Genomic DNA, 18049 nt, shown 5'->3' on the forward strand with positions numbered 1-18049 from the left:
TGATGCATTTATTTGCGCGCACTCAGGTCCTGCAGGAGCGCGCTTGCCCGCGATGGCGTCAGGTCAGGCAATACTTTTTTTGCTGAAATACCGCATCGCGGGCAAGCGCGCTCCCACAGAAATTGATGAGAGCTGCGCTTACATCAGATAATCAAGGAGACATCGTGGATTCTCGTTTGAATGCTTTTCTCGAACGCGCCGACGCTGTGCTGGCGCGACTGGAGCCGTTGTTGCCTGCTCCTAGAGAGCCGGTCGACTGGTCGCGCGCGCTGGCGGCCCGCTGGGTTCGTGAGGGTCGCAGTGGCTACCTTATGCCGCTGGCGGTCAGCCTCGATATGCGTCTGTCCGATCTGATCGGTGTCGACCAGCAGCGCGACCAGTTGGGGCGCAATACCCGTCAGTTCATCGACGGCCTGCCTGCCAACCATGCTTTGCTGTGGGGCTCGCGCGGGACCGGCAAGTCATCGCTGATCCGTGCCCTGCTGGCCGAATATGCCCCGGCAGGCTTGCGCCTGATCGAAATCGAGCGTGATCACCTGGGTGATCTGCCCCGTGTCGTGGAGCTTCTGCAAAAGCTGCCGCAGCGTTTTGTGCTGTTCTGCGATGACCTCTCTTTTGAAGCGGGCGAGAGCGATTATCGCGTGCTCAAAAGTGTCCTCGACGGCTCGCTGGAGCAGGCCCCCGACAACGTTCTGTTGTATGCGACTTCCAACCGTCGCCACCTGGTGCCGGAAAAAGAGAGCGATAACCTCCATTGGCAACAGGTCGATGGCGAGGTACATCCGAGCGAAGCGGTCGAGGACAAGATTGCTCTGTCCGATCGGTTTGGCTTGTGGTTGTCCTTCTATCCATTCACTCAGGAGCACTTCCTGAATGTCGTTGAACACTGGATCACCCAGTTGGCCTCGTCTGCTGGCCTGAGCTGGCAACGTGATGACGAACTGGACAAGCACGCGATTCGCTGGGCAACTGGCCGCGGCAACCGCAACGGTCGCTGTGCGTATCAATTCGCGCGTTACTGGGTAGGTCTTAAATTGTTGGAGCAACAACCATGATCGATTTGCAAAACGCCGGAGCCGGATTGGATGGCTACGGCCTGTTGGCGGCACAACTGGAGTCACTGCTGGCCGATGAGCGGGACTTCATTGCCAACGCCGCGCAGTTCTCGGCTTTTCTATACACCCAGATTGAAGACCTCAACTGGGCCGGCTTTTACCTGAATCGTGACGAGGAGCTGGTTCTGGGACCGTTTCAGGGCCAGATCGCCTGCGTGCGTATTCCGTTCGGTCGTGGCGTATGCGGTGCGGCTGCCCAGAGCAGGCTGACCCAGCGGGTTGAGGACGTGCACGAATTCCCGGGGCATATCGCCTGTGACAGTGCGTCGAACAGCGAACTCGTGGTGCCGTTGGTCAAAGCAGGGCGTTTGATTGGTGTTCTGGATCTGGACAGTCCGAGTGTGTCGCGGTTCTCGGAGCAGGATCAGGCAGGGATCGAGCAGTTGGCGGCGATTTTTCTGAAGTTGACTGACTGCTGAGAAAACAACCGGTTGGCGCACCCGCTGTGCGCCAACCGCAAGTTATCAGTCGTAGATGACCTTTTTCTTCCATTCCGATTCGACGTCGTCAGCCTTCAGGCCTTCGGTCAAGGCGTTATCGTCGTCCTCGGTCGGTGCAGTATTGGTCAGTACCATGGAATTGGCTCGAGCCAGTTGTTTTTCCATGGTCAGCAACGCGTGCTGATAGGTCACTGGATCAGGCTGGTTTTTCAGGTATTGCACACCGCGTTCGAATGCCAGGCGGGCCTGACCGGGTTGATCCTGCTGAAGCGCCGCTTGACCCAGGTTATTGAAGAACTCGATGTGTAGCATCACCAGAATGTTGCGGATCTCGCGGATCCAGTGCTTGGCTTCGCTTGTTTGCAGGAATCCATCATGAGCCGCGCGGGTCACCTGGCCGTGCAGCGCTTCCAATAGAAAGCGTACGTCCTTGGCCTTGGCTTCCGTGAGGATCGGGCTTGCGGGGTTAGTGACAGCGATGGCGTCACCCTGGGCAACCAGTGTCTCCAGTTCGGCAACCCGGGTTTTGATCTGAGCGTCATGCTTGTCCATGCCTGCCATGCGCTGCATGACATTGAGCTCAAGACGGGTCATCAGAAGTTTCAGCGCGGGGGTAACCAACTGGCCGGGGAAGGTGTCGGAAATTTCCGAGCAGCGACGCAGGCGGTCGGCAAGCTCAAGCTTTGCTCTGGCTTTGTCCAGTTTGGAGTTTTCTGCCACATGGTTGAGATAGCCGATCGCGATCAGGAGCGCGATACCGGCTACTACCATTAGGGTAATCATGAGTGGGGTCACCGCGCGAACCTCTATATAGCTGTAGTCAATTGAGCCGAGTGTAGTGGCTAAGCACTATTGCGCATAGATGTACCGGTCGGAGTTTGTGCGTTCCCAACTCAAATGAGTGACCTTTGGTCTGGCGCGGCCTATTAAGGAAAGCAGAGCGAAGTCATTGATTTAGATAAATTTTAACAATGGGGTTGACGACCCCTCAATCCATCCATAGAATGCGCGCCACTTACAGCGTAAAGCATCAAGCGAAACGCAAATAAGTAGTGAAGTTGTACGTGTGTCCCCTTCGTCTAGTGGCCTAGGACACCGCCCTTTCACGGCGGTAACAGGGGTTCGAGTCCCCTAGGGGACGCCATATTGCGGGAATAGCTCAGTTGGTAGAGCACGACCTTGCCAAGGTCGGGGTCGCGAGTTCGAGTCTCGTTTCCCGCTCCATTTTTAAGCAACCTTGCTTTAGGGCGAGGTTGAGTGAAGCCAGAACCAAGTCTTCGGACTCGGATTTGGGCACTGAAATACACACCATGTGTTTCAGTTAGCGTGTCCCCTTCGTCTAGTGGCCTAGGACACCGCCCTTTCACGGCGGTAACAGGGGTTCGAGTCCCCTAGGGGACGCCATTTGCGGGAATAGCTCAGTTGGTAGAGCACGACCTTGCCAAGGTCGGGGTCGCGAGTTCGAGTCTCGTTTCCCGCTCCATATTCAACAAAAACGCCGCTCATAAGAGCGGCGTTTTTGTTTGTGCGTTTAGCAGAGCGGACAGCTTTCTGTAGGAGCTCACGAGCACCGCTAGGCAGCGATGGCGGTGCATCAGGCAGACCGCTATCGCTGCCTAGCGGTGCTCGTGAGCTCAAGTCTCGGTTTGTGTCACCCAATCCTGAAATCAGGATGCAGCTGCTTCCAGTGAGCCCGTAATACATTTCTCTGGTTTTCGGGCATTTCGCTCCCCTCCAGCGCGGCGGGCCAAAGAGCGCGAGCTTTTTCCAGGGTTGCCCTCAAATTGTAAAGAACGGGCCGCCACGGGATATCTCCATATTCCGCCCATCGTTTGAAATGCTCGAAAGAGACTTCATACCAGTTTTTTGTTTTATCCATATTCAGACCGAACTGGACCTCATCAGGGATGTAGGCCTTGGTCACGACGATATCGTAGGCAGGGGAGAGCTCGGCGTTGCGGCCATCCGGGTAGATCATGCTCCAGTTCTTCAGGTGTGCATCCCCGTTTGCCAGCAGAATATTCACCAGCAGTCGTATGGCCATCTGCACCGCGTCTCGTTGGCCGTGACTGGAATTCTGGTAAAGCAATTTGCCAATCTGGTCATAGCTGCCAGCTGTGTACTTGTCATGCGCGTAGGCGAATAGGATCTGTGCGAAATCTTCCGAGTGGACGCGTTTGTTATCGGGCAGTCGATCATATCGACGTATCCCATAGGCATAGCGCTCGTTCGGTAGATTTATGTTCGGGAGTGCTTCGATGTTAGACATGGGGATCAGCTTTATTTCGGGTATGTCGACCCCGGCTAGGGCGGCGAGGGTCATCGCCGTGTATTCGTTGAGCGGCGCAAAGGGATGCACGGTCGACGGCGTCTTGATAATCCAGTCACCAGGGGCATTGCGGTCGCCGGTAATGTAGCGACCCTCCTGATCACGCATGGAGAACTTCATCTGGACCCCTGCCAGGGAGAAGTGTGCTCGGCTATCGGGAATGTCGATGACGGCAGGCTCGATCTTTCCATGTTGCTGCAAGGCCAGGGCCGGGACCTGTGAGGCCTCGATAGGGTCGGCTATCAAGGCTCCGGGCAAATCGCGGCCCAGCCAGCCCAGGAGAGGAAACTCATTGTCCCGGTGGACCTTCATTGCCTGGGAAAGGTAATCACGCAAAGCGCCTTCAGGTAGAAGATTGCTGAGTACCGGATGCAATTTGTGGCTGCTGACATACGGGTGGTAGCGAGCCTGTTGCCGGGCCAGGGATGCGGGATTGGCATGGGACAGAGTCAGCGGCTGTCTGGCTTCGTTGTGCAGATACTCCGGAGCAAGGGTAAATACATTCTTGCCATTGGAATATCCCGCGACATATCCGACGTTTTCACCTTGCAGTGTGAGTCGTAAAGCCGAGACCGTTTCCTTGATCATCAGAGGTCACCCCAAGGATTCTCGACCTCTTCACTCGCGTTGAGGGCTTGCGCTGCAGGCTCAGGATAGCCCTCAGTCTGCAGTTCGCCGCTCAGGATTCTTTGTACGGCGGCAAGTTGCGACTTGGGGACCAGAAGCAGCGCAGCGTCAAGGCCTTCAGCGATCTGGTCGAGGGTGTTGAGGCGCGGATTGCCGCCCGCTTCGATCTTTCCGTACTGCTGCCGGGTAAGCCCCGCACGTAATGGCATTTCCTGGATTTTTAGCCCAAGTGCCAGGCGACGTTTGCGAATCTGATCGAGTAGGGTGGTCTTCATGGCGTGATCTCACAGTGAGTGGCCATTATGTAATCTATGTGGCTCTAGTCAACTAATGAGAGTCACATAGATTACATTTAATCGGTATGAGCTCTATAAGGCTCTTTCTCTAGTTTTGAGCCATATAGATTGCATATTCGCGACGTGTCTTGGCCTCGCTCAAACCACGCTCACATCGCGCATCAGCAACCCAAAACGCAGATCAACCGCTTCTGGAATCCGTATATACACCGTATGCCCGTCACCAGGCGCCACGCCGATGGCTTCACCCTTGGCATTCTGCAGGCAGGCCAGATCGAAATGCAGGTTGCCGGCTGGGGTCATCAGCTCCAAATTGTCGTCCACGTAGAAGCGGTTTTTTACCCGGACTTCTGCCAGGCCGTTGCGTCGTTCGCCGGTCAGTTCACCGACAAACTGCTGTTTCTCGGAGACCGAGCTGCCGTTTTGATAGTTCTGATATTCGTCATGCACATGCCTGCGCAAGAAGCCTTCGGTGTAGCCGCGCTGAGCCAGTGATTCAAGATCGCCCATCAGACTGCGGTCGAATTCACGACCCGCCACAGCGTCATCAATGGCACGGCGGTACACCTGGGTCGTGCGCGCGCAATAGAAGTGCGATTTGGTTCGGCCTTCGATTTTCAACGAGTGCACGCCCATTCGGGTCAGGCGCTCCACATGTTGCACGGCGCGCAGATCCTTGGAGTTCATGATGTAAGTGCCGTGTTCGTCCTCGAAGGCGGGCATCAGTTCGCCGGGTCGATTGGCTTCCTGAAGCAAAAACACCTGATCGGTCGGCGTTCCTTCGCCTAGCGTCGGTTCAGGCTGGAAGGTTTGCACGATATCGCCGAGCTGGTTTTGCGTGGCCTCCTGCGCCGAGTATTTCCAGCGACAAGCGTTGGTGCAACTGCCCTGGTTCGCGTCGCGCTTGTTCATATAGCCCGACAGCAGACAGCGGCCGGAATAGGCCATGCACAATGCGCCATGCACAAAAACCTCCAGCTCCATGGACGGTACCTGCTGGCGTATTTCCTCGACTTCCTCCAGCGATAGTTCACGGGACAGAATGATCCGGCTCACGCCTTGCAACTGCCAGAATTCGACACTGGCCCAGTTCACGGTATTGGCTTGTACCGACAAATGGATGGGCATCTGCGGAAAGTGACGACGGACCAGCATGATCAGGCCGGGATCGGACATGATCAAAGCATCGGGTGCCATGGCGATGACCGGTTCCAGATCCTTGAGGAAGGTTTTGAGCTTGGCGTTATGCGGCGCGATGTTGACGACCACGTAGAAACGTTTGCCCTGGGCCTGGGCTTCTTTGATACCGACGGCGAGGTTCGCGTGATCGAACTCATTGTTGCGCACCCGCAGGCTGTAACGCGGCTGGCCTGCATAAACGGCATCGGCACCGTAGGCGAAGGCATAGCGCATGTTTTTCAGGCTGCCGGCCGGAGCCAGTAGTTCGGGTGTGAAGGGAGTAGCAGTCGGAATTGGCATGTGATGGCGTCGGTCGCAAATCGGCGAGGGTAGCCGACTTGCCATAAGCCTTTATTGATCTGGGTCCATGCCCGTGCTGGCAAAAAGCCTTTTTTGCACTGTTATAAAACTAGTAGCACATAGCTATGCCTCATCACGAGGCGTTGTGTTCTGTTCTCCTTGCCGTCTTGCTCGCCGATACGCTCATGACAAGGGCATCGGCGGGTTGAATGCTTACTGGCACAGACGCTGCATAACCCGTTTCGGGTCCTCGGCGCAGGTCGTCGAGAGGCCCGTCTCATTGGTCAACGAAGATCAATCAGTCAGCAAGAGCAGCGCAGCATTGGGGGAGATCGGGCAGAGGCCGGGTCAACCAGGTAAACGAACAGGCAATGGCGCCTGGAACCGCAAGGTTTCAGGCTTTTTTTTTGCTGAAGACTTGTTGATCACTGGAGCGGTAAAAATGGCCCGACTAAGCACGGCAAAACGGATTTTCATCGGCTTCGCGATTGCGCCTTTGGCGCTGGCCGGCATGGTGCTCTATGCCTTGCAGGACATGGCGACGCTAAAGGCTCAGTCAGTGGTGATCGTCAAGGAAGACTGGCCGAAAATTGCGCCGATGATGGCGATTGCCACAGGGGTTCGCGATAACGGCCGAAACACTCGGGACTTACTGCTCAATAAGGATAGCCAGCAGACCCATGACGCCATCGATGCCACCAAAAAACGCATCACTCAGGCGTTCGAAACGCTGGAACCTCTGCTCTACACCCCCGAAAGCAAAAGCGGCTACCTGGCCCTCAAGAAAAATCGCGAAGCCTATGTGGCTGCTTTCGTTCAGGTGCAGGCTCTGATCAAGCAAGGCTCCCCCGACGCAGCCATGACTCAGTTGCAGCAAAAGGTTATCCCGGCCGAGCAGGAGGTCTATAAAAGCCTGGATGAACTGATGGCGCTGCAAGGACGGATATTTGCCGAGCGCGAACTGGCTGCGCAGACACTCTACAGCGATGCCCAGCGTAATCTGCTCGCCATACTCCTGGCATGCATCGCCCTGATGGTGCTCGCGGCAGTGATCGTCACGCGCAGCGTCATTCGCCCGCTGGGTGGCGAGCCTGATGACGCCGCGCGGGTCTTGAGCCGCATTGCTCAGGGCGATCTGACGATTGCCGTGCCCTTGCGTGCTGGGGACAGCGGCAGCTTGATGATGAACATGCACGAAATGCAGGAAAACCTTAACGAAATGGTCCGTGGGATTGCGACTTCGGTGGATCGAGTGGCCAGCTCCTCCGAGCAATTGAGTGCGGTCAGCAGCCAGACCACTGGCAGCCTGCAGGCTCAGGGCCTGGAAATAGAGCAGGCAGCGGCGGCGGTCAACCAGATGACGGCAGCGGTGGACGAAGTTGCACGTAACGCTGTCAGCACCAGTGAAGCCTCACGCCAGTCGGAGCAGACGGCCCATCGCGGTCGCCTGCAGGTACAGGAAACAGTGGCTTCTATCAACGCCTTGGCGAACGGAGTGACTGACACCTCCGGTCGAATTCAGCAGTTGGCCGGGCGGGTGCAAGATATCAGCAGCGTACTGGACGTGATTCGCAGCATTGCCGAGCAGACCAACCTGTTGGCACTGAACGCAGCCATCGAAGCGGCGCGTGCCGGAGACGCTGGTCGTGGTTTCGCAGTGGTCGCCGACGAGGTCCGGGCGCTGGCGCATCGTACTCAGGTCTCCACTCAGGAAATCGAGCAAATGATTGGCAACATACGGCTCGACACCGGTGAGGCGGTATCGGCCATGCACAGCAGCAGCGAACTGGTCCAGGCGACGCTGGCGATCGCCATGCGTTCCGGTGATGCCCTTGAGGAAATCACCCGTTCGATCTCGCAGATCAATGAACGCAATATGCTGATTGCCAGTGCTACCGAAGAGCAGGCGCTGGTCGCTCGGGAAGTGGATCGCAATCTGGTAGGCATTCGCAGTTTGTCCGAACAGGTGCTGCAAGGTGCGCAGCACACCCATACCGCAGGCCACGAACTGGCGCAGATGGCCAGCGCGCTGCATCAGACCGTGGCGCGGTTCAAGATTCAGGTGGGTTGAGTGGGGCGTCGCTTAGCAGGCCTGAATCTGCGACATGGATTGGTCTGTGGTTATTGAACGGCTGTCTGCACAACCTGAGCACGCGAAGCATTGAAGCTTTTGTCGAAGCCTTTTGAGACGTCGATCGATTTGCTCAGGATGCCTTCCTGCTGGTAGATATCCGCCGTGGTTTGCAGGCCCTTGATCACGTTGTCGTCGATCTCAACCCGCTGCATCTTGGTGGCGTTGGCGATTTCCTGATGCACCTCGATGGGCAGGCCGGTGATTGCGGCCTGGGCCATGGCGTATTGGTTGGGGTGGGCGTTGGTCCACAAGAAGGCGCGCTCGACCCGGGCGACGAAGTCATCCAGCTGCACACGCTTGTCGCTGATCGCCTTGCCGGTCGCTGTCAGGTACAGATGGTTGCTCAACAGTTCGCTGCCGCTGATCAAGACGCGGTCGTGGCTCTGAGTGGTGGCGACGGTGGTGTACGGGTCCCAGGTGGCCCAGGCATCGGCACCGCCACTGGACAGCAGAATCCGCGACTCGCCGGGCAACAGATTGATGAACGTCACATCGCTGGTTTGCAGGCCCGCCTGACGCAAGGCCTTGATCGCCAGGTAGTGGCCGATGGAGCCACGGCCAGTGACGATGCGCTTGCCCTTGAGGTCAGCCACGGTCTTGACCGGGGAGTCCTTGGGCACGAGCAAGGCAGTGGTGAAACGCCCTTGGGCATGGGTGATGCTGACCACTTTCAACGGCGCGCCGGCACCGAGAGCAAACACATAGGGCGCGTCGCCGAGGGCGCCAACGTCAACCGCCCCGGCATTCAGCGCTTCACCCAGTGGAGCGGCAGAAGGGAATTCAGAGAAGCGGATCTCGTAAGGCACATTTTTCAATTCGCCGGAGACTTGCAGCAGCGCCTTGATAGTGGATTTCTGATTGGCGACCAGCAGAGGTTCAAGGTCGGCCGCCATGGCCTGCTGGCCGAGGGTCGCGCTTAGCAATGCGCCTAGCAGCAGGGTTTTCAGAGGGGGGCGTTGGAACGAAAAAAGCGACATGGGTGCATCTCCAGGCGGATAGGATGTTGGCTGGCAGGACATCCGCCTGGAGGGGTCTGTCCTGCTTTCGTAAGGTTTGGGGTCAGATCACGTGAAAGCCATGCGTCCCGTCACGGGCAAGCTGCTCCACCAGGCCAAACTCCCAGTCGAGATAGGCTTGCATGGCTTTGCGGGGTGCATCGGTGCCTTCATACGGGCGGCGATAGCGGTCAATGCGCGGCGAGGCAAGATGACTTTCCCCGGCTTCCAGCGGCAAGCCGACCTTGACCCAACTGGCGGTGCCGTTCTTGAGCAGGAACACCTGCTTGCCGGTCAGGGCTTCGACTTCAGGCACGGCAAAGCGTGCCAGCTTGCTGCTGCCGCAAGTCAACACGTAGCGCTCTGCGCTGGGGATGACTTGCAACGCATCCTGCAGCTGAGCGCGCAAAGTCCACCACGCGCCGGGAATGTGCTGTTTGACGTAATTGGCGCTGGCAGTGAAATCCAGCACGGCGACGTCGCCATGTTGCTGCCATTGCGCGAGGGTTTGCGGGCTGATTTCTTCCACCTGAACAGGCGTCGGAATCGGCGCATTCCAGTCGCCTTGTTCACTGAAATCCTCTGCCTGCAGATCATCGACCACAGCCACGTCCCAGCCCAGTTGCGCCAGCCAGGAAGCCGACATGTTGGCGCGTACGCCGTCGTCGTCCACCAGCACCAGCCGCGCACCGCGCACGCTGGCGTAGTGATCGGTTTCCTGAACCAGTTGCCCGCCAGGGGTAGATCGCGAATCTGGCAGATGGCCGGCGGCGAACTCTTCCGGGGTACGGACATCAAGCAGGTAAGTGGTGCGCGATTTGTCTGCCTGCCAGCTGTGCAGCTCGGCTGCTGTGGCGCGCTTGACCCCGGCTTTATCGGCCACGCGACGGGCATCGGCGCTGGCGGTTTCTCGGGTCTCGTCGCCAACGGCGGCAAAGCGTCGAGCCTGCCCGTGATCCAGCGTCTGCCCGGCCAGCAGCCAGCCAATGGTGCCGTTGCGCAGGGCGTTCACCTGATTGGGAATACCGGCGTTGACCAGCGACTGGGTGCCGATGATGCTGCGGGTGCGGCCGGCACAGTTGACGATGATTCGCGTGCTCGGGTCCGGGGCCAGTTCCCGGGCGCGCAGCACCAGTTCCGCGCCGGGGACGCTGATGCCGCCCGGAATGCTCATGGTCTGGTATTCGTCGTAACGGCGGGCGTCGAGGATCACGACGTCGGCCTTGGATTCGATCAGTTGCAGAACGTCCTCGGCTGCCAGCGATGGCGTCTGCCGATGGTGCTCCACCAGTTCGCCGAAGGCTTTGCTGGGCACGTTGACGTCGATAAACAGCTCGCCGCCAGCATCGCGCCAACCCTGAAGCCCGCCTTCCAGCAGTTTCACGTCGCTGTAACCCAGGGTCTGCAAACGCTCAAGCGCTCGCTGGGCCAGACCTTCGCCATCGTCGTATACCGTGACGGCAGTGTCGCGGCGGGGGATGCGCGAGTACACCTCCAGCTCCAGCCTGGATAACGGAATGTTGGCTGCAAACAAAGGGTGAGCCTGAGCGAAAGGTGCTTCTTCACGTACATCCACCAGGGCCAATTCCTCATGGGCCAGCAATGCCTGACGAATATCGGCGAAGGAGCGGGTAGTGGGCTGAGTCATTGTGCTTGGCTCTCTTTGGACAAGTCCCAGATGTTGGGCAGAAAGGCGTTGGAATAGCCGGAGATAAACAGTTTTTCAGTACCGTCGGGTTGATACACCGCGCGCCGCACGGCGCCGATATTTGCACCGTAGACGTGAATGCTGATCGACACCTGGTCGCTGAAGGCATTGCTGACCTGATGGACGTCATTGCTGTGAGGCGACAGCGCTTCGACGTGGCCGGGCTCCAGGCGAATGGCCTCGCCTTGCCGTATAAGGGTGCCGTCCTCGCTGCGGCTGAAACCCTGGGAATATTCCGCGCCGCGCAGCATCCCGATCAGACCCCACACGCGATGGTCGTGAATCGGCGTGCTTTGGCCCGGGCCCCAGACAAAGCTGACAATCGAAAAGCGCTGCCGGGAGTCGGCGTGCAGCAGAAATTGCTGATAACGCTCCGGACTGGGAATGGCGTATTCGTCGGGGAGCCAGTCGTCGTGATTGACCAGTTGGCCCAGCAATTGGCCGCCGCGCTGCAGCAGATCGCCTTCGCGAGGGTTGCTGTCGATCAGCTCGGCGAGTGCCCCAATAAAAGCTCTGAGTCGTTCCGGGTGTCGGGTCTGCGTCATGTCTATACCAGCGCGAGATTAAAGCGTGACTTAATATAAACATAATGAACTGGTTTAATATGCGATTATTTTATTATCAGGTTATAACCAAAGGTGCTGATGCTGACCTTGGTAATTTCAGGGAAATGAAAAGACGCCAGATACTTTCCCTTCTCCCCATGGGCGACCTTGATTGGAGGAGGGCGGTGTGAGTAATCCTCCACCGCCTTTTTTATTCCAGGTATGCGACAGGCAACCGATTTTTCCAGCCTGTCTGGATCGCTCATGATCACAACGCTTCCTGCCAGCCACGTCGAGCCAGTGGGAGATCGAGCAAGCGCTTGCCAGTCGCATCATTGATGGCGTTACCCAGCGCCGCAGCCATGGGGCCCTGGACAATTTCCGCAGCACCGAGAAATGGCTGGTTCGGCTGATCGATCATGTGCACGTCAACCTGTTTCGGCAACTCTAGAAAACGCATGATCGGATAGCCACTCCAATCGAAGCTTTGCACGCCTTTGGCGTCATACAGCACTCGCTCATAAAGCGTCCAGCTGGCGGACTGCACGATGCCGCCCTGAATCTGATTGAGCAGCCCATCAGGGCTGACAATTTGCCCCACATCGACAGCGGCAACCACGCGATCAATCGTCACTTGCCCGGTCTGGCGCTGGACATGCAACTGCACGGCAATGGCGCAGTAACCCATGATGTTTTTATAGCGTGCGAAGGCGAATCCGATTCCACTGCCGGGGCCGGTTGCTTTCTGCGGCCAGTGGAACTCTCTAGCCACCCGCTCCACCACCGCTCGTGCCCGCGGATCACTCAAGTGATTCATGCGAAATTGCACCGGGTCCACAGCGGCCTGAGCCGCCAGCTCATCCATGGTGCTTTCGATGGCAAACACGTTGACATGGGCGCCAAGCGAACGCATGGCGGAGGTCCTGAACGGCATGGTCAGCACAAAGTTCAGGTCAACCTGCAGGTTGGGTATCTCATACAACGGCACCGCGTTACGGTCGCCGTCACCCTCGGGTTGGGCGATCGGGACTGAAGGCGCCGGGGTGAAGGGTTTGGCCAAAAGCCATGCCGGTAACAGGCGCCCGGCATTGACGATGCGTTCATTGTGCGGAGTACTCCACAGCTCGTATTTCCAGTCACGTAAACGCCCGCTGTCGTCCAGCCCCGCCTCCACTTCGGCCAGCATTGCCGAGCTGTAGGGCTCCCAGAGATTTTCCTGTTCGCGCATCCACTGCACACGTATTGGCTTGCCAGGCAGGGCCATGGCGATCAATGCGGCATCGGCTGCGGCGTCATCGGCACCATTGTGACCATAGCAACCGGAGCCTTCGGCATGGATGCAGCGTACCTGCTCCACGGGTAGCCCGAGCATCTCGGCGATGCCCGTGCGCAGAGGATAAACCCCCTGGGTGTGAGTCCAGATGGTCAGCATTCGATCCTTGAACTGCGCCACCGCACAGGACGGCCCGATGGAGCCGTGCATCAGGTATTGCTTGGTCACCCGCGCCTTGTACGTATGTGGCTCAGGTTGCGTGAGGAGACCCTTGGCGCTCACCGGGTAGCGCCGCGCCGGTAGCTCGGTGAGCAGTTGATGAATATGTGTCGAGTCAGGTAGCGGGTTACCTTCGGTCCAGCGCGCAGTGCCATAGCCCTCGCGCATGGCCTTGACCGCCAGCCATTCATCGGTGGCGACCACGGCGAGGTAACTGCCGTTGCGGACCAGCTTTACCACACCGGGGAGTCTGGAGAGGGCCGCCTCGTCAATGTCCACAAGCTGACTGCCGCGCCTGGGCGGGCGTATCACGCGGGCATGCAACATATCGGGCAGGCGCATGTCTTGCACGTAAGCCGCTCCACCGCTGACCTTGGCCGGGATGTCCAGCCGCGGCAGTGATTTGCCGATCAGGGTGAAGCTGCTGGCTGGCTTGAAGGGCGAACTGGCAGATGCAAAGCGATGCATTTGAACACCGACCACCGCTGCTATGTAGGTCATGTTGCGGCCTTGGCCATCGGAGATCACAGCGTCCCGCGTGCTCAGGGTGTCGATGTTGCATCGCCATTGGCGTGCCGCAGATTCGAGCAACAACTGACGCACCTGGGCCGCAGCGTTGAACAGCGCGGTGCCGCTGTCGACGATCGTATGGCTGCCAGCGGTGTAACCCTCATTTGGGGTCAGCGCTGTGTCGGCAGTGAGAAAACGGATCAGGCCAGGCGATACTTCCAGGCGTTCAGCGGCGATCTGCAGAAGCGCGGTTTTGACGCCAGTACCCAGCTCCACTTTGCCGGTGTAGACGGTAATGCCGTCTTTCGCGTCAATGCGGATCCAGGCGTCCAGATAGGGCGTGGCCCGCAAGCTGCCTGGCAAATCAGGGGCCAGGATTGCCGTACCCAGGGTGTCCACTTCGGTGTCAGCAAAGGCGCGCGGGATACCCGGAAGCATTGCAAACCCCATCACCAACGCACCGTTTATGACGAAGGCGCGGCGGCTCAGATCGACGTATTGCGTTGAGGGCTTCATGCCTTGTCTCCCTGCGCGATGACCGACTTGATAGCGGCGAGAATCCGAATGTGAGTGCCGCAGCGGCACAGGTTAGGAGCCATGTGGCGACGGATCGTTTCGTCGTCCGGATGAGGGTTTGCCTCCAGTAGAGCCTGCGCCCGTACGATCATCCCTGCGATGCAATAACCACACTGGGCCGCCTGCTCGTCGATAAAGGCTTTTTGCAACGGGCCCGGATTTTCGGCACTGCCCAGACTCTCCACGGTGCGCACGGATTTGCCGGCCAGTGCGCCGCAGGGTGTCAGGCACGAAAAGACCGGTTTGTCGTTGACTAAGACAGTACAAGCGCCGCACTGACCCAGACCGCAGCCGTATTTCGCGCCATTGAGCCCCACCTGATTGCGCAGGGCATACAGCAGTGGCATGTCGTCAGCAATGTCCAGTTCATGCGTCTTGCCGTTGATGTCGAGTGTGATCACGGTGGCTACTCCTGAGTCCGAATGCTTTTGATTGTCTTGTCCAGGTCCGTCCAGGGTCTGGTCGGGCAGCTCTCGTTGCGTAAGTACTCGGCAATGGCGGCCAGGTGGGTGTCATCCAGACTGTCTGCGAAGGCAGGCATGTAGTGGCTGGAGGCGGCACCGGACATCGGAATACCTTGCAAGATCGTCTGGATCAGGTTTCGTGGGGAGTCCGCCGTGACTGCACTGCTCTTCACCAGCGCGGGCCTCGATTCAATGGTGCGCATGGGAGCAGCGGAGCCGTGGCAACTTGCGCAGGCACCTTTGAACAGCGCCGCACCGGGCAGCGCCTTCACTGTGGGATTGGCGGCAGGGGGGCAGGGCAGTGACGGGGCGTGCGAAGCGCTTTTTTTGAGATCGAGAATGTAGTGGGCGATGGCCTGGGCATCTTCCGCCGGCAATTGCGCGATGCTAAGACTGACCGGCAACATCGGGCCTGCCGCTGCACCGTGATCTTCGGCGACCTTGCCCGTCAGATAAGCGACCAACTGTGCTTCATTCCAGGGGTTTTGTGCTTCGGCCATGCCGCGCAGAGAAGGGGCCGTCCAGCCGTCGACGATAGCGCCGTTGAACAGCTCGCTGCTCTTCTCGCCGCCAATCAGGTTCAGGGGCGAATGGCAGGACGAACAATGCCCCGCGCCTTCGACCAGATAGCGTCCGCGGTTCCATTGCTCTGAGCGGGCGGGCAGTGGTTCCAGCGGACCTCCATGCAGGAACAGCAAGTTCCAGAAAGACACCAGCGGCCGGAAATTCATGGGGAAAACCATGTGGTTTTCAGGTGCGGTGTAGTTGACCGGATCCACGCTCATCAGAAAGGCGTAGGCATCCGCAATATCCGCCTCGCTCAACTTTCGGTAATGCACGTAAGGGAAGGCGGGATAGAGGAAGTGGCCGTCGCGGGCGATGCCTTCTCGCATGGCGCGTTCAAAGGCCGGCAGCGACCACTTGCCAATACCTGTTTCCCGGTCCGGAGTGATGTTGGTGGTAAACAGTGTTCCGAAGGGCGTTTTCAATGGCAAACCGCCCGCCATGTAATCGCCTCCTGGTCGTGTATGGCAGACCGCGCAGTCTCCCGCTTCGACGGTGCGCCGGCCTCTGTCCAGAGTTTCGCGTCCGGCGTTTTGAGGCTGGCTGATAGCAGGGATTTCCGGCCTCCACATCATCCAGAACGCGAATCCTATCCCCACCACGCCCAGCGCCAGAACGGCACCGATAATCGTCTTGCGCTTCATCGCCATACCTCTCGAACTGAGTAAACGACAGATTTTTCAATCCGCCGCGTGCGATTGGCGTACGGCGACTTTCTACTCGGCGAGCTTAGACAGGGCGCTCAACAGGGAGTAGCCCATCAAGGCGCAACGCTACATTGCGCAGGGCGCAACGACGGCGGTGAATCGGCGGGTAGATCACCTCAGCGTTGCGTTCTGCGAAAAGCAACGTTGCGTGGCAGGTGGATTTTCGGGAGAGCGCCGGACGCTTACCTTGGGGGTGTGAAAACATTCAGCCACGGAGACCGTCATGAGTTCGAACTCAACCACTATTCAGGTGACCTACGACTTCATCTGCCCATGGTGCTGGATCGGTGAAGAAAACCTTGAGCGGGCGCTTGCCACGCTGGGTTTTTCAACTGACCACCCCATTCAGTTCCTGCCTTACCAGTTGAACCCGGACATGCCTGTTCCGGGCATGGATCGCAAAGCCTATCGCTCTGGCAAATTTGGCAGTTGGGCGCGCAGCCAGGCCATGGATGCGCAGGTCACCCATGCCGGTAAAGCCGTCGGCCTCGGATTCCACTATGAGCGCGTCGAAAAAACCCCCAACACCCTGGCCGCGCATCGCTTGATATGGCGTGAACAACGGGCAGGCAAAGGGGCTTCGTTCCTGGTCAAGGCCATTTTCAAGGCGTATTTCGGCGAGGGCCGGGATATCGGCGACCTCGATGTGTTAGCCGATATCGCTGGCGAAACAGGCCTGGCCCGACAGGCCATTGTCGATTTTCTCCACACCGACGAAGGCACGGCCGAAGTCTTGAGGCTCGAAGAGCAAAGCAAGGCGTCCGGGGTGCGTTCAGTGCCGACCATTCAGATCGCCGGTGACGTGATCAGTGGCGCGCAACCCAGCGAAATCATGATCCAGATACTGGAACGCAAACAAGCCGCCTGAGGCGCTTGTTCAACCCCGAATCCTAGAAGGAAAGCATCATGTCCCAGCACTTGTTCAGCCCAATCACAATCGGTCGACTCAACCTCGATCACCGTGTCGCCATGGCCCCTCTGACTCGCTCCCGCGCGGGCCAGCCCGGCAACGTGCCGACACCGATGAACGTCGAGTACTACCGCCAGCGCGCCAGTGCCGCGTTGATCATCACCGAGGCCACTCAGATTTCGCAGCAGGGTCAGGGTTACGCCTGGACGCCGGGGATCCATAGCGACGAGCAGATTCACGGCTGGAAAGCGGTCAGCGAAGCCGTGCATGCGGAGGGCGGGCGCATGTTCCTGCAACTCTGGCATGTGGGGCGGGTGTCACACCCGGTGTTTCAACCGAACGGCGGCTTGCCGGTGGCACCGACCGCACAGCCTGTCCCCGGCAAGACCTTCATCCTCAATGAGCAGGGGGAAGGGGTGTGGGGTGATGTACCTGTCCCTCAGGAACTGGACATCCCGGGGATCGACGCGATCATCTCCGACTTCCGCAAGGCCGCGCGCAACGCGGTTCTGGCCGGTATGGACGGGGTGGAAATCCACGCGGGCAATGGCTACCTGCTGGACCAATTCATCAACAGCGCCAGCAATCAGCGCAGCGATCGCTATGGTGGGAGTATCGAAAACCGTGCACGGCTGTTGCTCGAAGTGGTTCAAGCGGTGACCGAAGAAGTCGGTGCCGAACGCGTGGCTGTGCGTCTGACACCAATGGGGCGTTTCATGGGCATGGGCGATGACACCCCGGAGCAGACGTTTGGCTACATTGCTTCTCGGCTCAATGAATGGAATCTCGCTTACCTGCACCTGGTTGAACCGATGATGGTCGGCACGGTACTCGATGAAAGTAATGATCCACGCTGGGACGCCATCATCAAACAGCTGCGGACTGACTTCCACGGCGTGCTGATGCTGGCGGGGGGTTACACCGCAGAGACCGCTGAACGAGCCATCGCGCAGGGCCGCGCCGACCTCATCGCGTTCGGTCGCCCGTTCATTGCCAACCCCGATTTGCCGGCTCGCCTGCGCGGTCGTACCGAGCTCAACCCGGCGGACGGCAACAGCTTTTTTGGCGGCGACGCCAAGGGGTACATCGACTATCCAGCGCTGGCATAACGCAGCTCAACCCGGTTGGTGCGGGAATCACCCATCTGCAAGGAGTAGG

16 protein-coding genes and 4 tRNA genes are annotated in these 18049 nt (G+C 58.7%); 9 read left to right on the forward strand and 11 right to left on the reverse strand.

The genetic code is table 11. The features are described from left to right. Nucleotides 1-164: 164 nt before the first annotated feature. On the forward strand, nucleotides 165-1055 hold the full coding sequence (locus tag IV01_RS18980; RefSeq protein WP_032626954.1) for an ATP-binding protein: 891 nt from the start codon (nucleotides 165-167) through the stop codon (nucleotides 1053-1055). Beyond that, entirely contained in the window at nucleotides 1052-1534 is a 483-nt protein-coding gene (locus IV01_RS18975; RefSeq protein WP_032626956.1) for a GAF domain-containing protein, read from the forward strand. The genes IV01_RS18980 and IV01_RS18975 overlap by 4 nt, the downstream gene beginning before the upstream one ends. Before the next feature lie 45 nt (nucleotides 1535-1579). On the opposite strand, the gene IV01_RS18970 is transcribed toward IV01_RS18975, so the two are convergent. Next, nucleotides 1580-2338, reverse strand: coding sequence for a hypothetical protein (locus IV01_RS18970; RefSeq protein ID WP_032626958.1), 759 nt, complete (start codon nucleotides 2336-2338; stop codon nucleotides 1580-1582). 285 nt (nucleotides 2339-2623) lie between these two features. On the opposite strand from IV01_RS18970, the gene IV01_RS18965 reads away from it, so the two are divergent. From IV01_RS18965 to IV01_RS18950, 4 genes are all read left to right on the forward strand, one after another. Beyond that, nucleotides 2624-2699, forward strand: a tRNA-Glu gene (locus tag IV01_RS18965). Nucleotides 2700-2703: 4 nt separating this feature from the next. Next, nucleotides 2704-2779, forward strand: a tRNA-Gly gene (locus tag IV01_RS18960). A 104-nt stretch (nucleotides 2780-2883) separates the two neighbouring features. Next, nucleotides 2884-2959 (forward strand) — tRNA-Glu (locus IV01_RS18955). 3 nt (nucleotides 2960-2962) lie between these two features. Beyond that, nucleotides 2963-3038, forward strand: a tRNA-Gly gene (locus IV01_RS18950). A gap of 168 nt (nucleotides 3039-3206) precedes the next feature. Here IV01_RS18950 and IV01_RS18945 read toward each other — a convergent pair. From IV01_RS18945 to yegQ, 3 genes are all read right to left on the reverse strand, one after another. Then, nucleotides 3207-4472 (reverse strand): type II toxin-antitoxin system HipA family toxin, encoded by a 1266-nt coding sequence (locus IV01_RS18945; protein WP_032626960.1) that lies wholly within the window; start codon nucleotides 4470-4472, stop codon nucleotides 3207-3209. Next, a complete protein-coding gene (locus IV01_RS18940) occupies nucleotides 4472-4786 on the reverse strand; it encodes a helix-turn-helix transcriptional regulator (protein WP_032626962.1) in 315 nt (104 codons plus the stop codon). Before IV01_RS18940 ends, IV01_RS18945 begins: the two co-directional genes overlap by 1 nt. A gap of 159 nt (nucleotides 4787-4945) precedes the next feature. Then, on the reverse strand, nucleotides 4946-6286 hold the full coding sequence (gene yegQ / locus IV01_RS18935; protein ID WP_032626963.1) for a tRNA 5-hydroxyuridine modification protein YegQ: 1341 nt from the start codon (nucleotides 6284-6286) through the stop codon (nucleotides 4946-4948). Nucleotides 6287-6728: 442 nt separating this feature from the next. Between yegQ and IV01_RS18930 the strand changes: the two genes are divergently transcribed. After that, nucleotides 6729-8357: a methyl-accepting chemotaxis protein gene (locus IV01_RS18930; protein ID WP_032627038.1), complete on the forward strand. Its 1629-nt coding sequence runs from the start codon at nucleotides 6729-6731 to the stop codon at nucleotides 8355-8357. Between the two features lie 50 nt (nucleotides 8358-8407). Here the strand turns inward: IV01_RS18930 and IV01_RS18925 are convergent, their stop codons facing one another. From IV01_RS18925 to IV01_RS18895, 7 genes are all read right to left on the reverse strand, one after another. Continuing rightward, complete coding sequence (locus tag IV01_RS18925; protein WP_032626965.1) at nucleotides 8408-9397, reverse strand: ABC transporter substrate-binding protein; 990 nt, start codon at nucleotides 9395-9397, stop codon at nucleotides 8408-8410. An 82-nt stretch (nucleotides 9398-9479) separates the two neighbouring features. After that, on the reverse strand, nucleotides 9480-11063 hold the full coding sequence (locus IV01_RS18920) for a rhodanese-related sulfurtransferase (protein WP_032626967.1): 1584 nt from the start codon (nucleotides 11061-11063) through the stop codon (nucleotides 9480-9482). Continuing rightward, complete coding sequence (locus IV01_RS18915) at nucleotides 11060-11668, reverse strand: cysteine dioxygenase (protein ID WP_032626969.1); 609 nt, start codon at nucleotides 11666-11668, stop codon at nucleotides 11060-11062. The genes IV01_RS18920 and IV01_RS18915 overlap by 4 nt, the downstream gene beginning before the upstream one ends. Nucleotides 11669-11733: 65 nt before the next feature. After that, entirely contained in the window at nucleotides 11734-11934 is a 201-nt protein-coding gene (locus IV01_RS18910; protein WP_032626971.1) for a hypothetical protein, read from the reverse strand. 2 nt (nucleotides 11935-11936) lie between these two features. After that, the gene (locus IV01_RS18905) at nucleotides 11937-14186 is read right to left on the reverse strand and encodes a xanthine dehydrogenase family protein molybdopterin-binding subunit (protein WP_032626973.1); all 2250 of its coding nucleotides are present in this window, start codon (nucleotides 14184-14186) and stop codon (nucleotides 11937-11939) included. Beyond that, the gene (locus IV01_RS18900; protein ID WP_032626975.1) at nucleotides 14183-14647 is read right to left on the reverse strand and encodes a (2Fe-2S)-binding protein; all 465 of its coding nucleotides are present in this window, start codon (nucleotides 14645-14647) and stop codon (nucleotides 14183-14185) included. The genes IV01_RS18905 and IV01_RS18900 overlap by 4 nt, the downstream gene beginning before the upstream one ends. 5 nt (nucleotides 14648-14652) lie before the next feature. Continuing rightward, the gene (locus IV01_RS18895; protein ID WP_032627040.1) at nucleotides 14653-15918 is read right to left on the reverse strand and encodes a c-type cytochrome; all 1266 of its coding nucleotides are present in this window, start codon (nucleotides 15916-15918) and stop codon (nucleotides 14653-14655) included. Between the two features lie 286 nt (nucleotides 15919-16204). Between IV01_RS18895 and IV01_RS18890 the strand changes: the two genes are divergently transcribed. Beyond that, complete coding sequence (locus tag IV01_RS18890; RefSeq protein ID WP_032626977.1) at nucleotides 16205-16849, forward strand: DsbA family oxidoreductase; 645 nt, start codon at nucleotides 16205-16207, stop codon at nucleotides 16847-16849. Nucleotides 16850-16887: 38 nt separating this feature from the next. Next, the gene (locus IV01_RS18885; RefSeq protein WP_032626978.1) at nucleotides 16888-18000 is read left to right on the forward strand and encodes an alkene reductase; all 1113 of its coding nucleotides are present in this window, start codon (nucleotides 16888-16890) and stop codon (nucleotides 17998-18000) included. Nucleotides 18001-18049 lie beyond the last annotated feature (49 nt).

The organism is Pseudomonas syringae, assembly GCF_000737245.1.
In the GTDB taxonomy this organism is placed as follows: domain Bacteria; phylum Pseudomonadota; class Gammaproteobacteria; order Pseudomonadales; family Pseudomonadaceae; genus Aquipseudomonas; species Aquipseudomonas syringae_J.

What these genes read in the sequence shown, in the direction of transcription:
- IV01_RS18930 (WP_032627038.1), top strand. Translation starts at nt 6,729, where the DNA reads ATGGCCCGACTAAGCACGGCAAAACGGATTTTCATCGGCTTCGCGATT.
- IV01_RS18915 (WP_032626969.1), bottom strand. Translation starts at nt 11,668, where the DNA reads ATGACGCAGACCCGACACCCGGAACGACTCAGAGCTTTTATTGGGGCA.
- IV01_RS18970 (WP_032626958.1), bottom strand. Translation starts at nt 2,338, where the DNA reads ATGATTACCCTAATGGTAGTAGCCGGTATCGCGCTCCTGATCGCGATC.
- IV01_RS18890 (WP_032626977.1), top strand. Translation starts at nt 16,205, where the DNA reads ATGAGTTCGAACTCAACCACTATTCAGGTGACCTACGACTTCATCTGC.
- yegQ (WP_032626963.1), bottom strand. Translation starts at nt 6,286, where the DNA reads ATGCCAATTCCGACTGCTACTCCCTTCACACCCGAACTACTGGCTCCG.
- IV01_RS18910 (WP_032626971.1), bottom strand. Translation starts at nt 11,934, where the DNA reads ATGAGCGATCCAGACAGGCTGGAAAAATCGGTTGCCTGTCGCATACCT.
- IV01_RS18925 (WP_032626965.1), bottom strand. Translation starts at nt 9,397, where the DNA reads ATGTCGCTTTTTTCGTTCCAACGCCCCCCTCTGAAAACCCTGCTGCTA.
- IV01_RS18885 (WP_032626978.1), top strand. Translation starts at nt 16,888, where the DNA reads ATGTCCCAGCACTTGTTCAGCCCAATCACAATCGGTCGACTCAACCTC.
- IV01_RS18905 (WP_032626973.1), bottom strand. Translation starts at nt 14,186, where the DNA reads ATGAAGCCCTCAACGCAATACGTCGATCTGAGCCGCCGCGCCTTCGTC.
- IV01_RS18975 (WP_032626956.1), top strand. Translation starts at nt 1,052, where the DNA reads ATGATCGATTTGCAAAACGCCGGAGCCGGATTGGATGGCTACGGCCTG.
- IV01_RS18895 (WP_032627040.1), bottom strand. Translation starts at nt 15,918, where the DNA reads ATGAAGCGCAAGACGATTATCGGTGCCGTTCTGGCGCTGGGCGTGGTG.
- IV01_RS18945 (WP_032626960.1), bottom strand. Translation starts at nt 4,472, where the DNA reads ATGATCAAGGAAACGGTCTCGGCTTTACGACTCACACTGCAAGGTGAA.
- IV01_RS18920 (WP_032626967.1), bottom strand. Translation starts at nt 11,063, where the DNA reads ATGACTCAGCCCACTACCCGCTCCTTCGCCGATATTCGTCAGGCATTG.
- IV01_RS18940 (WP_032626962.1), bottom strand. Translation starts at nt 4,786, where the DNA reads ATGAAGACCACCCTACTCGATCAGATTCGCAAACGTCGCCTGGCACTT.